Below are 14,539 nucleotides of genomic sequence, written 5' to 3'. Positions count from 1 at the left end.
GGTCCCTTGCTCTCTTTCCGCAGGTCAGCTGCTCCGCGCGCGGACTGAGGGATGTCGCGAAAGCCACTTTCGGGACATCTGACGTCCTGAAAGTGGCTTTCGCGACACGGGGCCGCGGCCGAAGTGGTAGCAAAGGTCCCTTGCTTCCCTCGGGAGGGCACTGTGTGGATTTCGGGTCACCCAACGCACCGAAATCCACACGGCCACTACCCGCAGTAGGGGGTGTGGGGAAATAGGGACACTCAACGTCCCTAAATCCACACAGCCGCCCGCGGTAGCAAAGGTCCCTTGCTCCCTTTCCGCAGGTCAGCGGCTCGCGTGAGGCCTGCCCGGGACGTTGCGAAAGTCACTTTCGCAACCTTCAACGTTGCGAAAGTGGCTTTCGCAACACGCGGGGAGCCCCAGGCGGTAGCAAAGGTCCCTTGCTCCCTTTCCGCAGGTCAGCGCCGCACACAAGCAGACCGCACGGACTCCGCGAGCGCCCCCGAGTGCAGCCGGTCCAGCCCGCGCCGCGCGTCGGTCAGCCGCACCGTGACCGCGAGCCGCGCGTCGCACGACCGCCGCGCCCGCGCGTCCCGGGTCTCCGCGAGTTCCGTGAGCAGCCCCGCGTTCAGCCGGTCGATCACCGGCCGCACCTCGGTCCCCAGATCGGGCCGTCCGGGCGGCCGCGTGCCGGGGTGCTCGGTCCACCGCGCGTACAGGCCGCGCTGCACGACCTTGTTCGCCTCGATCTGGTCACGGAAGAACCGCACCACACCGGCCGCGTCGAGACCGAGACCGGGCGCCTTCGCGGCCACCGAGTCGAGGATCTGCTGTTCGCGCACCGGATCGTCGATCGGCGACGGCGTGCCGAACTTCGCGGCCGCGACCTTGTCGGCGATCTGCACGCGCTGAGCGGCCAGGTCGGTCAGTTCCCACAGTCCCGAAGACGCCGACGCGGGCGCGGGTAGCAGCACGAGAAGCAGCGAGGCGGCACAGAGCACCCGAAGTCGCATGCCCGGAAACGCTACATGCGAAAATCCCCAGGTGCCCGCGCTAGCCGAAGTCATCGCCGCCTTGGAGCAGGCGTACCCGCCCGAACTCGCCGAATCGTGGGACGCCGTCGGACTCGTCTGCGGCGACCCGGCCGAGCAGGTGGACAAGGTCCTGTTCTGCGTCGACCCGGTCGACGAGACCGTCGACGAGGCGATCGACGGCGGTGCGCAGCTGATCGTCGCGCATCACCCGTTGCTGCTGCGCGGTGTCCACGGCGTGCCGGCCGACAGCACCAAGGGGCGTCTCGTGCACCGCCTCATCCGCGCCGGCGTCGCTCTCTACTGCGCGCACACCAACGCCGATTCCGCGTCGCCCGGCGTTTCCGACGCGCTCGCCGACGCCATCGGCCTGTCCGTCCTCGGCCCGCTCGACCCCCGCGAGGACGGCGTCACCGGTATCGGGCGCATCGGCGAGCTGCCCGAGCCCGAACCGTTTTCCGCCTTCGTCGAACGCGTCGCGAACGCCTTGCCGCGCACCGAGCCGGGGGTCTACGGCGCGGGCGATCCCGGACGGCCGATCCGCCGCGTCGCGGTCTCGGGCGGTTCCGGCGACAGCTATCTCAAGCGCGCCACCGCGGCCGGTGTCGACGCGTACGTCACGGCCGATCTCCGGCATCATCCCGCCGGCGAGCATCTCGCCGAGATCGCCGAAGTCCCCGCCCTGGTCGGCGTCACGCACTGGGCGAGCGAATGGCCGTGGTGCGAGCAAGCCTCGGCCGTCGTCCGTGCCGCGTTTGCGGGTAACGTCGACGTTCACGTCTCCACGAGGTGCACCGACCCGTGGACGCTACGGGCCACCCGAACCGAGCACTGACAATCCAAGGAGCACCGTGAAGGCCGATCCCGCCGTCCAGCGCCAGCTGCTCGAACTCGCGAAGGTGGACGCGGAACTCTCGCGTACCGCCCACCGTCGCCGCACCCTGCCGGAGATCGCCGAGATCGACGCGGGCGAGAAGACGGTGCGCGAACGACGTGACGCGCTGGTCTCGGTCCAGACCGCGGCGTCCGACCTCGACCGCGAGATCGCGCGCCAGGAGAAGGAGATCGAGTCGGTGCGCGCCCGCGGCGACCGCGACCGCAAGCTCCTCGAATCCGGTTCCGTCGCGGCGAAGCAGATGACCGACATCGAACACGAGCTGAACAGCCTCAACCGGCGCCAGTCCGCGCTGGAGGACGACCTGCTCGAACTGATGGAGCGCCGCGAGGCGCTCGAACTGGACGCCCAGCGCACCAGCGCCGAGGTCGCGAAGGCCGAGAACGAGGTCGCCGAAGCCGTCAGCCGTCGCGACGAGCACTTCACCGACCTCGACACCACGAAGGCCCGCCGCGACGAAGACCGCGCCAAGCTCCTGCCACGGTTCCCGGAAGACCTGCTGAAGCTGTACGAGCGGGTCCGTGCGCAGAAGGGCATCGGCGCGGCGCTGCTGCGCGCCCGCCGCTGCGGCGCGTGCCAGCTCGACATCGACCGCCGCGAGATCGCCGAGATCAAGGCGGCCCCCGAGGACAACGTCATCCAGTGCGAGAACTGCGGCGCCATCCTGGTGCGCACGCTGGAGTCCGGCCTGTGACCGATCACGTGCTCGTCGAGGCCGACGGCGGTTCGCGGGGCAACCCGGGGCCCGCCGGATACGGCGCGGTCGTCAAGGACGCGGCCACCGGCGAGGTGCTCGCCGAGCGCAAGGCGTACGTCGGCATCGCGACCAACAACGTCGCCGAGTACGGCGGCCTGATCGCCGGGCTCGCCGCGGCCGCCGAGCTCGGAGCGTCCACTGTGGACGTCCGGATGGACTCGAAGCTCGTGGTGGAGCAGATGTCCGGGCGCTGGAAGGTCAAGCACCCGTCGATGCAGCCGCTCAACGCCGAGGCCAAGGAGCTGGCGGCGCGGTTCTCGCGCGTGCGCTACGAGTGGATCCCGCGCGCGGAGAACTCCCACGCCGACGGGCTCGCGAACGAGGCGATGGACGCCGGCAAGCAGGCGGAAGCGCCGAAGAAGACCGTGAAGCAGGACAGGGTCAGCCCGGTCGGCTGGACCGGCGCGACCGGAACGCCGACCAAGCTTCTCCTCGTGCGGCACGGCCAGACGGCGATGTCGGTCGAGAAGCGGTACTCCGGCCGGGGCGACGTGCCCCTCACCGAGCACGGCAAGCAGCAGGCGGCCGCCGCCGCGAAACGTCTCGGCGCGATGGAGGGCCTGATCGTCGACGGCGAGGCCGCGCCGATCATCGCCTCACCGCTGATCCGCACCCAGCAGACCGCGCAGGCGATCGCGGACGCGCTCGGCGGCCGGGTCGAGACCCATCCCGGGTTGATCGAGACCGATTTCGGCGACTGGGAAGGCCTCACCTTCAAAGAGGCCATGGATCGCGACCCCGAGTTCCAGACCAGCTGGCTCTCCGACACCTCGATCGCGGCGCCGGGTGGTGAGAGCTTCGACGGCGTGCACCGGCGGGTCCGCAAGGCCCGCGACGAACTGATCGCGAAGTACGGCGGCCGGACGCTCGTACTGGTCAGCCATGTCACACCGATCAAGGCGCTGCTGCGGATGGGCCTCGACGCCGGGCCGTCGCTGCTGTTCCGGCTGCACCTGGATCTGGCGTCGCTGTCGATCGTCGAGTTCTATCCGGACGGCAACGCGTCGGTGCGGTTGGTGAACGACATCTCGCATCTCTCCTGATCGGGAGACTGTGGCGCGGATCACGCCTGGATATGACGCGTCGGAAGCGGCCGATGGGGTATTGGCTACAGTTTCCGGCGACGGCACGTGAGCGAAAAGGCAAAGACGGGGACATGACGGCGAGCGCACTCAGCGAGGCTTCCGAAAAAGACGTGCCCGACCCGGCCGACACGCCGGCCCGTCGTGGCCTGGCCGCCCGTGTCGCGCCGTACCTGGCGGTGCTCGCCGGAGTGGCGGCGCTGGCCTGGCACGCCACCCTCTACGGCCACTGGATCGTCGACGACGCGGCCATCACCTTCTCCTACGCGCGCAGCTTCGCCGACGGGCTCGGCCCGGTGCTGCAGCAGGGGCAGCCGTCGGTCGAAGGCTGGTCGAACTCGACGTGGCTGGTGGCGCTGGTGCTCGGCAAGCTCGTCGGCGTCTTCGACAGCGGCATGCTGTTCGGCGTCCCCGACTACGTCATGTTCCCGAAGCTGCTGGGGCTCCTGTTCACCGCCGGGACGCTGGCCGCGTGCCACATCATGGCGAAGCAGATCTTCGCGCGCTTCGCCTGGCTGGCGACGCTGGTCGTCGGGCTGACGCTCGCCGCGATCCCGTCGTTCGTCATCTGGACCATCTCCGGCCTGGAGAACTCCCTGTTCGGGATGGCCGTCGCCTGGCTCGCCGCCCTGCTGTTCGTGGCCGTGCGCAAGGACACCGTCCTCACCGCGAAGGTCGCGATCTGGTCCGGCGTCCTGGTCGCGTTCGCCGCGCTGACCCGCCCCGAAGGCCTGATCTACGGCGGTGCGTACCCGCTCGTCGTCCTGTTCCAGCTGCGGAAACCGCTCCTCGGCCAGAGCGTCAAGCTGATCGTGGTGTCCGTGGTCGCGTTCGCGATCCCGTTCGGGGCGTACCTCGCCTGGCGGATCGCCGAATTCGGCAGGCTGCTGGCGAACCCGTCCATCGCCAAGGGACAGGGCCTGCCCGGGCTTTCGGCGCTGAAGCAGCCGTTCGAACTGGTCGGTTACGCCGGTGTCGCCGGGACGATCCTGCTGGCGCTGACCATCGGGTACGCGCTGGTCCGCGCGGAATGGCGGCGCGCGCTGATCGCCCTGCTGGTGCCGCTGGCGCTGGGCATCATCGCGTACGGCGTGATGGTCCCCGACTGGATGGGCCAGCACCGGTTCGCGACCCCGATCTGGATCCTCGGCGTGCTCGCGGGCACGCTGGCCGCCGGTGAACTGATGCGCCGCTCGCGCGCCGTGCTGCGCACCGTCGTGGTGCTCGTGCTGGTCGCGGCCGCGATCCCGTCGGGGATGGGCTTCGCGTCGGCGTCGAAGAAGTTCCAAGAGGTCCCGACGGTCCCCGCGTGCCTCATCGCCGACCGTTTCGGCCGCGGGTTCAACACCATGGCCGACATCCTCGGTCTCCAGCAGGCGTCGCTGCTGCTGCCCGACCTCGGCGGCTCGTCGATGACCAGCCGCCTGCACCTGGTCGACATGGCCGGGCTGGTCGAGGCGGACGTCGCGGACTTCGTCAAGAACGGCGACATGCCCGGCCTGCGCGACTACGTGTTCGACAAGGTCAAGCCGACCTTCATCCACTCGTGGGGCCCGTGGGCCGCGGGCAACGGCATCACCGTCGACCCGCGGATCGACCGCGACTACGAGCCGATCTTCGTGTACCCGGGCAGCGGCCCGCGCAACGGTGACTTCGTGCGCAAGGACGCCATCACCAGCCCGGACAAGCTGAAGGCCGTCCAGGACTACGCCGCGAAGACCATGCCGGACGTCGAAAAGGCGCGCTTCGGCGGCCCGCTCAAGGACTGCGGCCCGACCATGCACCCCGGCCAGACCGTCTACCTCCCGTAACCTCCCGCGTTTAGTCCTCTGAATGCGATATGCCGCATTCAGAGGACTAAATGCGTTCTAGGGCGGCTTCCTTCTCCCGGATCACCGGAAGCACGTGCTTCCCGAAGTACTCGACATCCTCCAGGTAGTGCAGGAAGCCGAGGAGCAGCAGGTTCGCCCCGCGCTTCTTGTACTCGATGGCCCGGTCCGCGATCTGCTCCGGTGTACCGATCAGCCCGGTGCGGAAACCGTCGTTGTACTGCACCAGATCCTGGAACTCCGAGTCGGCCCACATCCCCTTCTTGTCCGATGTGGAGCTTCCCGCCTGCTTGACGGCGTCGCGGAAGCCCTCGACGGCCTCGGTGTTCGCCTTCTCGACGATCTCGCGCAGCACGGCCTTCGCCTCGCTCTCGGTCTCGCGCGCGATCACGAAACCGTTGAGCCCGAAGCGGACGGCGTGATCGTTCTTGGCCGCGTAGCCGCGGACTTCCGCGACCTGCTCGCTGAAGCCGTCGAAATCCTTGCCGTTGCTGAAGTACCAGTCGGAGACCCGGCCCGCGAGCTTCCGCGCCGCGGTGGAGTTGCCGCCCTGGAAGATCTCCGGATGGGGCCGTCCGACCGGTTTGGGTTTGATGTCGAAATCGTGGATCCGGTAGAAATCGCCGCCGAATTCGGCGTGGTCGCTGGTCCAGAGCTCCTTCAGCACGCGAATGAACTCTTCCGAACGACGATACCGTTCGTCGTGTTCGAGCCACGGTTCGCCGAGGTTCGTGAATTCGTCCTTGAACCATCCGCTGACCACGTTGACCGCCGCGCGCCCGCCGGAGATCACGTCCGCGCTGGCGATGAACTTCGCGAGCACCCCGGGATGCCACAGTCCGGGATGGACCGCCGCGATCACCTTCAGCCGCTGCGTCGCGAGCAGCAGCGCCAGGCTGAATCCGGTCGATTCGTGCTGGTAGGCGGCACCGTAGCTGGCCGTGTAGCGGACCTGGCTCAGCGCGTACTCGAACCCGCTGTTCTCCGCCAGGACGGCGAGTTCCCGGTTGTACTCGTATCCCCAGTCGGTGCGCTGCTCGATGTCGCTGGTGACCAGGCCACCGCTCACATTGGGGACCCAATAGGCGAATTTGAGTGGTTCGGATTCGATTCCCGGCATGTCGCGGAGTGAACCGCCGCGCGGGCGAAACCGTCAATCGGCGTCCACGCGCTGGGACCGGCCGAGCGCGGAACTCAATTCGGTGCGCCCGGTGATCCCCAGTTTCCGGTAGGCCCCGGACAAATGCAGTTCGACGGTGCGGCGGGTCAGGTGCAGCGCTTCGGCGATCTCCCGGTTGGTGAGACCTTGCGACGCCATCAGCGCGACGCGGTACTCCTGTTTGGTGAGGCCGTGTTCGTTGTCCTTCGCCGTGGTGAGGCTGGCGCGCGCGTCCCGCAGCGCCTCGGCGGCCCGTCTCGCGAGCGGCCGCGCCCCGCAGTGCTTGCCCGACTGCGTGGCCATCCGCAGCGTGCCGATCGCCTTCTCGGCCTGCCCGTGCCTGGCCTGGAGCAAACCGAGTTCGGTCAGCGCCTCGGCCAGCGCCAGTTTCGCGGTCGATCCGCCGAGGACGTCGACGGCCTTGGTGAGCAGGCGTTCGCCCTCCTCGCCGAGGCCGTTGTCGCGGACGAGCCCGGCGGTGGTCAGCGCGCCGCCGAGGATCCTCGGCGATCCCCAGCGCCCGGCGGCGTCGAGATCCTCCTCGGCGAGCCGGGCCGCCGCGTCGGTGCGCCCGAGCGCCAGCGCGGTGCGGGCGGCGTGCGCGCGCCAGGGGGCGAAGCCGGGGAAGCGCATGCCGTGGTGTTCGAGACGGCGGCCGCAGCCGCGCAGGTCTTCGTAGCCGAGCTCCGGCTCGCCGGTGGCCGCGCGGAGCCTGCCGCGGGCGTATAGCAGGTAGTTGTGCGTGAAAAGTGCTTGTGTGGCAGCGAAATCGATTTTGCCCAGCGCCGCGTTCGCGACGTCGTGGCGGCCGAGGTCGACCGAGACCTCGATCAATCTCGCCGCGCACAGCACCGCGATCGGGCACCGGCTGAGGGCGCCGCGTTCGTCGAACTGCCGCACCAGCGATTCGTAGTGGACACTCGCCCGCACCAGGTCGCCGCCCGCCTGCACGGCGATCCCGCGGGCGAGGGTGGCCAGCGCCCCCTTCGGCACGTGGAAGTCCCAGGGCAGGCGTTTCGTGTCGAGCACTTGGCAGAGCTTGTCGGTGAGCGCGGGCTCGTCGGCGAGCGCGGCCGTCGCGAGTGTGAAGAAGTAGGGTTGTTCGAACAGTTCTGGCTGCTCGCCGGACAACGCCTCCCCGAAATGCCGGACGGCGTCCGCCGAGGACTTCCCGCTGCGCACCGCGTCGAGCGCGAGCAACCCCGACCGGCTCTGCTGCGCGGCGGGATCGTTCAGCGGCGCCCACTGCCGCTCGAAATCGCGGAAGTCCGGCGGCGGCCCGAGCCTGCTGCCCGCCTCGGCGAGGTAGGTCATGCACAGCAGCGGCCAGACGGCGTCGGGCCCGCCCGTGTCGAGCCGGGCGGCGAACTGGCCGGCGGAGTTGATCGCCAGCCGCGCGTCCGGGCCGCAGCACAGCGAAAGGATCATGGCCGTCGCGACGAAGGCCGCGGTTTCGCGGTCGTCGATGTGGTCGATGGCCTCGCGCACCCTGGCAGGCGCCGAATCCGGGTCGCAGTGGAATTCCGCGTGCGCGAGCTGGAGCAGGATCGCCATCCGTTTGCGTTCGCTGAGCCGTTCTTCCAGCGCCCGCGACAGGAATCGGATGGAGAGCTCCGGGTCGCCCTCGACCACGGAGTGCCGCGCGGCGAGCCGCAGGACGTCGACCGCCCAAGGGATCCTGATCGCGGTCGCCTCCAGGAGATGCGCGCCGACGCGCTCCGGCGCGGCACCCGCGTCGTGCAGGAGCCGCGCCGCGCGGGCCTGGGTGACCGCCCTGGTGGTGAGCGGCATGTCGGCGAGCACCGAGTTGCGGACGAACCGGTAGGTCAGCGCCGGCCGGTGGCTGTTGCTCAGCAGGTGCACGCGCACCATCGTGTCGATGGCGTCCATCGCGGTGCTCTCGTCGACCCCGGCCAGCTGGGCCAGCAGGTCGAAACTCGCGTCCTCGCCGAGGATCGCGACGGCTTCGAGCATTTTCGGCGCGGCGGTGTACTCGTGCATGCGGACCCGCAGCACCTCGCCGATCATCGCCGAACCCGCGGCGTCCAGGTCCATCCCCGGGACCAGACGGCGGCCAAGCGCGCCGAGCAGGAACGGGTTGCCACCGGTGACCTCGCGGCATTCCTCGGCGAACCGCCCGGGAGAGACACGAAGGAATTCGGCGACGTGCCGGGCGCCGAGCCCGCGCAACAGGATCGTCGCCGGAGTGCAGCCGGACATCTCCAGCAGCGCGACCTCACCAGTCTGCGTGTGGCCGACCAGCGAGGTCAGCACGACCATCACCGGCAGGTGTTCGACCCGGTGGCGGATGTAGGCGAGACAGCGCATCGACCACGGGTCGGCGAGGTGGATGTTGTCGATACCGAGGAAGACCGGCCCCTGTTCGGCGGCGTGCCGGACGGCGTGGAAGAAGGCGTCGAGCGCCTCGGTCTGTTCCTCTTCGGTCCGAGGCCGGCGGTCCGGCAGCGATTCGGTGGCGTGCGGGGCACGCGGCCTCGGTGATCCGGGGACGGCGGGCGCGTGGGTGAGCCCTTCGATCAGCTGGCGGCCGACCCCGCCGCTCAGATGCGTCTCCAGCCGGGACGCGGTGGCGATCGCGACGGTGAACCCGGCCGCGTCCGCGAGCTCGCCCGCCGCGGTGAGCATCGACGACTTGCCCATGCCGAACTCGCCGACCACCACCGCGCTGACGGCCCGGCCGGTCCGGGCGGCCCGGAGCAGCCCGGTGATCGTGCCGAGTTCGCTGTCTCGGCCCAGCAGCCCTGCGGCGCGGCGCTTCGGTACCGAAGGCCCGCCGAAGGGGCTCTCGGGATTTACTTCGGTATGCACCGTAGAGACCTTCGTTTCGGGTTGCGGCAGACTACTCGAACGTAAGCGGTATCGGGAGTAATCGCTGGTCATCGAGGGGAGCACGGGTCGAGATGCGCGCATCCGACGAGATCCGCCGAAGCCGGCGGGACGACCGTTGCGACGACATCAGGGCCGCGACGACGCACGCCAGGAAGACCACCACGAGGTTGGCCGCGATCAGCGACAGCCGCCCGCAACGCCGCGAAGCGACGGGGGACAGGTAGCTCAGGTCGGCCTTGGCCAGCGCGTCCTCCACCGAAGCGAATTCCGCGACTTGGCGGCCGCAGCGCACGCAGCCCTTCAAATGTGTTTCGAAGGCGTGAGCCTCGGCTTGGTCGAGCACACCGAGTACGTACGCCGCCACATCGGTGTGTTTCACCTTTCGCTTCGTCATCGCGAACCCAGCTCTCCTAACGACCGTCGCAATGTCCTCATAGCCGCGTACAGCCGTGATTTGACCGTTCCCTCCGGGATTCCCAATATCACCGCCGCCTCCCGGACCGTATGCCCGGTCAGATACGTCTCGTAGATGACGGCCTGATATTTGCCGTCCAGATAGCGTAGCGCTTCGGAAATGACGAGTGCGGACAGCGACTGCTCGGTCCGATCCGCTATTTCGGCGCTTTCGGAACTGTCCAGCTCCACCTCCTGCGGGCGCGCGCGCCGGTTTCGCCAGCCGTCGATCACGATCCGCTTGGCGACCGTGAGAAGCCAGCCGCGCAGCATTCCCGGCTCACGGTTCAACGTGTCGGAATGCTGCCAGGCGCGAATCAGTGTCTCCTGTACGACGTCCTCCGTCCATTGTTGATCATGGCCGGTCAGGTACATCACCTGGTTGAACAGGGTTTCCCGGAAATCCTTGTACAGCAATGCGATCAGCTCGTCGGAAAGCTCGCTCGACCGAGCGTCGCCGCCGAGCCGGCATTCTCTGCCCACTGCTTCCATGAAGTTCGCAACCTCCCCAGCGGTGGAGGATTTCACAGGTTCGTACACCGTAGCGCAGACTATCGCCGTGGGCCATGTGCAGTAGTGCTCTATTTACCATTAGTCGTCCGGTACGTATATCGGCCGGAAACGGTTCTAAATGTGTCGTGTGATGCACATCACACTGGGTGCTGCGGCGGAGATCGAACCGGCCGCTCCGGTTCGCCGTACTCCCAGTGAGGCATATCTCGGACGGGGACGGGTGAAATGATCTATCGACTTCTCGGAGTGGTGATCGGCTGCATGGTGATATGGCTGGGAACGCCGGCCCATGCCTTCGCGGAAATCGACTCCCATGATCGGGAGCTCCTCGTCCGGGTACGCCAAGCCGGTTTGTGGGAAGGCCCCGTGAGCCGTCAGGCGGAACAGCGCGGGAGCGCCCAGCGGGTCCGCGAGGTCGGCCGCGAACTCGCCGACGACCACGACCGTCTCGACACGCAGGTCCGCGCACTCGCTTCGAAGGTCCGGGTCGAACTGCCCGGCGAACCCACCGAAGAACAGCGCTCGTGGGCCGACGAGATCACCGGCGCCGCCGGTCCCGACTTCGACCGGCTCTACGTCAACCGCGCCCGCGCCTCGCACGGCAGCATCTTCGGTCTCGCCTCCCACGTCCGGGCCGCCACCCGCGACGACGCGATGCGGTCGTTCGCCCAGACCGCCGTCGACACCGTCATGCGGCAGATGACCCTGCTCGAAAGCACCGGAATCGCCGAGACCACCTCGCTGCTGGTCGTTCCGGGCGGTGGCAACGACCTCGACGGCGGCGACATCGCGCTCGGCATGCTCATGGTGGGGATCGCCGGCGGGGCGACCTTCGGGCTCGTGCGGTTTCTCGGCGTGCCGGGCGGGCGAGCATGACGGCCTCGCTCCTGGCGGTGATCCCGGCCCCGTCGCCGCACGACAGCGGGGTGCGGGACATCGCCGCCCTGTCGGCCCGGTTCGCCTACGTGACGATGTGCCTGACGCTGGTGTGGGGCGTGCTGAGCGCCACCGGCTGGATCAGGCGCGTCACCGGCCACGAGGCGTTGCGCGGCGGTCACGTCGTGTTCGCGACGTTCAGTCTCGCCACCGGCGCCGTCCACGGACTGTCCTATCTCTTCCTCGACGACGACTCGTTCGGCGTGCTCGCGCTGCTGATCCCGTTCGCGGGCGGCGGGGTCGCGCGGCACGCGGCGGGTGTCGTCGGGCTGGAGCTGTTCGTCGCCGTCTCGATCACCGCCGTGGTGCGCCGCGGCGTGACCGATCGCCGCGGGCAGCGGTTCCATCAGGCCGGCTACTTCGCGGTCGGCCTGTTGGCGATCCACTCCTGGCTCGGCGCGGCCGCGAACGGGAACCTCGCGACGGTCTGGCTCGGCGGGATCACCGTGCTCACCCCCGCCGTGGTGCTCACCGTGCTCCGGGTGCTCCCGCCGGGAGCGCTCGTGTGGCTGGGACTGCTCGAAGGCGGCACCGGCCGGGCGCAACCGGTCCGGATCTCCGTCGACGACAAGAAATGTCACCGCTACGCCATCTGCCAGGCCGAAGCGCCGAAGGTCTTCCAGCTCACACGTGACGGCCAGCTGCGGTACCTCCGGAAACCCGGCGCCAAACAGGTGCCGCTGGCCCAGGCCGCGGCGAGGGCCTGTCCGATGCGGGCGATCCGATTACAGGGGGCTGGTCGATGAGTGAACGAATCGTCGTGGTCGGCGGCGGACTGGCCGGTCTGCGGTGCGCGGAACGGTTGCGGGAACTGCGTTTCGACGGCGAACTGGTGATCGTCGGCAACGAGCCGGAGCTGCCGTACCACCGTCCGGCGCTGTCGAAGCAACTGCTGACCGGTGCCACCCATCCGGCGGAAATGCTGCTCGCCCGGCCCGACGAGATCGACGCCGAATGGCGGTTCAACACCCCGGCGACCCACCTTCAGCCGGGTCGCCAGGTCGTCCATCTGCCCGGGGCGGAGGAACTGCGCTACGACGGGCTCGTCATCGCCAGCGGCGTCGAACCGCGGCGCCTTTCCGGTGTGCCGCACGGACATCCGCGGGTGGTCGTCGTCAGGACACTGGCCGACGCCGCGGAACTGCGCGACAACCTGGCCGCCGACAGCGGGCCCGTCGCGGTGCTGGGCAGCGGGTTCATCGGCTGCGAGGTCGCGGCGAGCCTGCGCGAGATCGGCCGGGAGGTCACCATCGTCGGCCGGTCGGCACATCTGCTCGGCGAGGTCGTCGGCAAGCACATCGGGCAGAAACTCTCGGCGCTGCACCGCTCGCGAGGGGTGCGGCTGGCGCTGGGCGCGTCCGTCGACAGCTGGCAGACCACGGCGAACGGCCTGCGGCTGCGCTCGTCCGACGGCTGGATCCTGGACGTCTCGTGTGTCGTCGTGGCCGTCGGGACCGTGCCGTCGATCTCGTGGCTGCGCGGCTCGAAGCTGCCGCTCGACGACGGCGTCGTCTGCTCGCCGACCTGCCACGTGCTCGGAATGGGCAACATGGTCGCCGCCGGTGACGTCGCGCAGTGGCCGAACCTGCGCTTCGACGAGACGCCGCGACGGGTCGAACACTGGCTCAACGCCGTCGAAATGGGCCGCGCGGCCGCGGAGAACCTGCTCGCCGGCCTGCAGGCTTCGCGCCCGTTCGCGCCCGTGCCGCGGTTCTGGTCCGAACAGCACGGCATGCGGATCCAGGCGGGCGGCATCCCGAAGCTCGGCACCGACACCGTCGCGCTCGCTTCACCCGTCGGCGGTGAACGGCCCGTCACCGGATTCGTCCGCAAGGGGCGGCTCGTCGGTGTCGTCGGCCTCGACAGCCCGTCCGCAGTCCTCCACTGGACCAACGAGATCGCGGAGCAGAACCCCGTCAGCCACCCGGGAGAAAAGGAGACGCCCGATGCGCCGATCGCGGTTGACCATGCTCGTCGTCATCGCGGCGCTCGTCGTGGGGGCCGCGATGTGGTGGCAGGCGGCTGAACCCACGTCGCGGACGGCTCTGGCTCCGGTCACCGAAACGCCGGTGCCGTCGCCCTCAGCGGACGCCGCTCCGGGCACGCGGCTCACCGCCGTCTACCTGACCCGGATGGGGCAGGCCGTCCTCGACGAGACCGGCGCCGTCCTGTTCCGCTACGACCGCGACGACCCGCACAAGGCCCGCTCGGCGTGCGTCGGCGACTGCGCCGTGGTCTGGACGCCCATCACGACCAGCGGCACACCCTCGGTGACCGGCATCGACCCGGCTATCGTCGACACCATCAAGCGTCCCGAAGGCGCCGAACAGGTGACCTTGGCGGGCTGGCCGCTCTACAAGTTCGCCAACGCGCGGCCCGGCGAATGGACCGGCCAGGGCACCGACCACCTGTGGTTCGTCGTCCAGCCCGACGGGCGGCGCAACCTGAACTGCCTGCCCGGACCCGTGCAGTAGGATTCGCCGACGGACGAGTCGGCGGGGCGGCCGCGAGCCGGGAAACCGGTTCGAGGAAAGTCCGGACTCCACAGGGCAGGGTGGTTGTTAACGGCAACCCGGGGCGACCCGCGGGACAGTGCCACAGAAAACAGACCGCCTCCGCTCGCTTCGCGGGCGGGGGTAAGGGTGAAACGGTGGTGTAAGAGACCACCAGCGTCCTGGGTGACCAGGACGGCTAGGTAAACCCCACCCGGAGCAAGGCCAAGAGGGAGCCGCGAGGCTCCTGCGCAGGCGATCGAGGGCTGCCCGCCCGAGCCTGCGGGTAGGCCGCTCGAGCCCGCCGGCGACGGCGGGCCTAGATGGATGGCCGCCACCCGTGCCGCCGCAAGGCGGGGCGGGGACAGGATCCGGCTTACACGCCGGCTCGTCCGTACTTCTTTCTCTCGCGGCTGGGCGCTGCCGTTCCGTGAAGGACCCAGAGTCCCGCAAGGTGGCCTTAACGGAACCCGCGACGGGCAAGCACGCCCCTGTGGCCGCCCAAGTACATGAAGGCCCCCTTCCTTGCGCCTAGCGCAAGGAAGGGGGCCTTCATGTAC

At 69.2% G+C, this 14,539-nt stretch carries 13 protein-coding genes and 1 other RNA gene; 9 read left to right on the top strand and 5 right to left on the bottom strand.

Annotated elements, in window-relative coordinates:
• Positions 1-440: 440 nt before the first annotated feature.
• Positions 441-995, bottom strand: a complete 555-nt coding sequence (locus H4W30_RS35210) for a chorismate mutase (RefSeq protein WP_192746497.1) — start codon at positions 993-995, stop codon at positions 441-443.
• Between the two features lie 31 nt (positions 996-1,026).
• Here H4W30_RS35210 and H4W30_RS35205 point away from each other — a divergent pair, with 31 nt between their 5' ends.
• The 4 genes from H4W30_RS35205 to H4W30_RS35190 all read left to right on the top strand — a co-directional run bounded on the left by H4W30_RS35205 (position 1,027) and on the right by H4W30_RS35190 (position 5,558).
• Positions 1,027-1,848, top strand: a complete 822-nt coding sequence (locus tag H4W30_RS35205; protein ID WP_192746496.1) for a Nif3-like dinuclear metal center hexameric protein — start codon at positions 1,027-1,029, stop codon at positions 1,846-1,848.
• A 16-nt stretch (positions 1,849-1,864) separates the two neighbouring features.
• The gene (locus tag H4W30_RS35200) at positions 1,865-2,602 is read left to right on the top strand and encodes a zinc ribbon domain-containing protein (RefSeq protein WP_192746495.1); all 738 of its coding nucleotides are present in this window, start codon (positions 1,865-1,867) and stop codon (positions 2,600-2,602) included.
• Positions 2,599-3,708: a bifunctional RNase H/acid phosphatase gene (locus tag H4W30_RS35195; protein WP_192746494.1), complete on the top strand. Its 1,110-nt coding sequence runs from the start codon at positions 2,599-2,601 to the stop codon at positions 3,706-3,708. The genes H4W30_RS35200 and H4W30_RS35195 overlap by 4 nt, the downstream gene beginning before the upstream one ends.
• A 113-nt stretch (positions 3,709-3,821) precedes the next feature.
• Positions 3,822-5,558 (top strand): hypothetical protein, encoded by a 1,737-nt coding sequence (locus H4W30_RS35190; RefSeq protein ID WP_192746493.1) that lies wholly within the window; start codon positions 3,822-3,824, stop codon positions 5,556-5,558.
• A 46-nt stretch (positions 5,559-5,604) separates the two neighbouring features.
• Here the strand turns inward: H4W30_RS35190 and sfnG are convergent, their stop codons facing one another.
• From sfnG to H4W30_RS35170, 4 genes are read right to left on the bottom strand one after another with little or no spacing between them, the layout of a single operon-like run.
• A complete protein-coding gene (gene sfnG / locus H4W30_RS35185) occupies positions 5,605-6,696 on the bottom strand; it encodes a dimethylsulfone monooxygenase SfnG (RefSeq protein WP_192746492.1) in 1,092 nt (363 codons plus the stop codon).
• 33 nt (positions 6,697-6,729) lie between these two features.
• Positions 6,730-9,564: a BREX system ATP-binding domain-containing protein gene (locus tag H4W30_RS35180; RefSeq protein ID WP_192746491.1), complete on the bottom strand. Its 2,835-nt coding sequence runs from the start codon at positions 9,562-9,564 to the stop codon at positions 6,730-6,732.
• Positions 9,565-9,595: 31 nt separating this feature from the next.
• Positions 9,596-9,979, bottom strand: coding sequence for a zf-HC2 domain-containing protein (locus H4W30_RS35175; RefSeq protein ID WP_126736540.1), 384 nt, complete (start codon positions 9,977-9,979; stop codon positions 9,596-9,598).
• Positions 9,976-10,530, bottom strand: a complete 555-nt coding sequence (locus tag H4W30_RS35170; protein WP_192746918.1) for a sigma-70 family RNA polymerase sigma factor — start codon at positions 10,528-10,530, stop codon at positions 9,976-9,978. Before H4W30_RS35170 ends, H4W30_RS35175 begins: the two co-directional genes overlap by 4 nt.
• Before the next feature lie 246 nt (positions 10,531-10,776).
• Between H4W30_RS35170 and H4W30_RS35165 the strand changes: the two genes are divergently transcribed.
• The 5 genes from H4W30_RS35165 (at position 10,777) to rnpB (ending at position 14,374) form a co-directional block, all read left to right on the top strand.
• Positions 10,777-11,427: a DUF4142 domain-containing protein gene (locus H4W30_RS35165; protein WP_192746490.1), complete on the top strand. Its 651-nt coding sequence runs from the start codon at positions 10,777-10,779 to the stop codon at positions 11,425-11,427.
• On the top strand, positions 11,424-12,233 hold the full coding sequence (locus tag H4W30_RS35160; protein ID WP_192746489.1) for a ferredoxin: 810 nt from the start codon (positions 11,424-11,426) through the stop codon (positions 12,231-12,233). Before H4W30_RS35165 ends, H4W30_RS35160 begins: the two co-directional genes overlap by 4 nt.
• Positions 12,230-13,513 carry an NAD(P)/FAD-dependent oxidoreductase gene (locus tag H4W30_RS35155; RefSeq protein ID WP_192746488.1) on the top strand — a complete coding sequence of 428 codons (1,284 nt, stop codon included), beginning with the start codon at positions 12,230-12,232 and terminating at the stop codon, positions 13,511-13,513. Before H4W30_RS35160 ends, H4W30_RS35155 begins: the two co-directional genes overlap by 4 nt.
• Positions 13,434-13,961, top strand: coding sequence for a COG4315 family predicted lipoprotein (locus H4W30_RS35150; protein ID WP_225949967.1), 528 nt, complete (start codon positions 13,434-13,436; stop codon positions 13,959-13,961). The genes H4W30_RS35155 and H4W30_RS35150 overlap by 80 nt, the downstream gene beginning before the upstream one ends.
• A 14-nt stretch (positions 13,962-13,975) precedes the next feature.
• An RNA gene (rnpB, locus tag H4W30_RS35145) (RNase P RNA component class A) lies at positions 13,976-14,374 on the top strand.
• The last annotated feature ends 165 nt before the right edge of the window (positions 14,375-14,539 follow it).

It is taken from the genome of Amycolatopsis roodepoortensis, from assembly GCF_014873915.1.
GTDB lineage: Bacteria > Actinomycetota > Actinomycetes > Mycobacteriales > Pseudonocardiaceae > Amycolatopsis > Amycolatopsis roodepoortensis.
Note: the sequence above shows the minus strand (reverse complement) of the source record. Positions and strands in the feature narration are given on the sequence as shown.

Coding starts and splice junctions, on each gene's coding strand:
- H4W30_RS35210 (WP_192746497.1), bottom strand. CDS start 995: ATGCGACTTCGGGTGCTCTGTGCCGCCTCGCTGCTTCTCGTGCTGCTA.
- H4W30_RS35190 (WP_192746493.1), top strand. CDS start 3,822: ATGACGGCGAGCGCACTCAGCGAGGCTTCCGAAAAAGACGTGCCCGAC.
- sfnG (WP_192746492.1), bottom strand. CDS start 6,696: ATGCCGGGAATCGAATCCGAACCACTCAAATTCGCCTATTGGGTCCCC.
- H4W30_RS35175 (WP_126736540.1), bottom strand. CDS start 9,979: ATGACGAAGCGAAAGGTGAAACACACCGATGTGGCGGCGTACGTACTC.
- H4W30_RS35170 (WP_192746918.1), bottom strand. CDS start 10,530: ATGGAAGCAGTGGGCAGAGAATGCCGGCTCGGCGGCGACGCTCGGTCG.
- H4W30_RS35165 (WP_192746490.1), top strand. CDS start 10,777: ATGATCTATCGACTTCTCGGAGTGGTGATCGGCTGCATGGTGATATGG.
- H4W30_RS35160 (WP_192746489.1), top strand. CDS start 11,424: ATGACGGCCTCGCTCCTGGCGGTGATCCCGGCCCCGTCGCCGCACGAC.
- H4W30_RS35155 (WP_192746488.1), top strand. CDS start 12,230: ATGAGTGAACGAATCGTCGTGGTCGGCGGCGGACTGGCCGGTCTGCGG.
- H4W30_RS35150 (WP_225949967.1), top strand. CDS start 13,434: ATGCGCCGATCGCGGTTGACCATGCTCGTCGTCATCGCGGCGCTCGTC.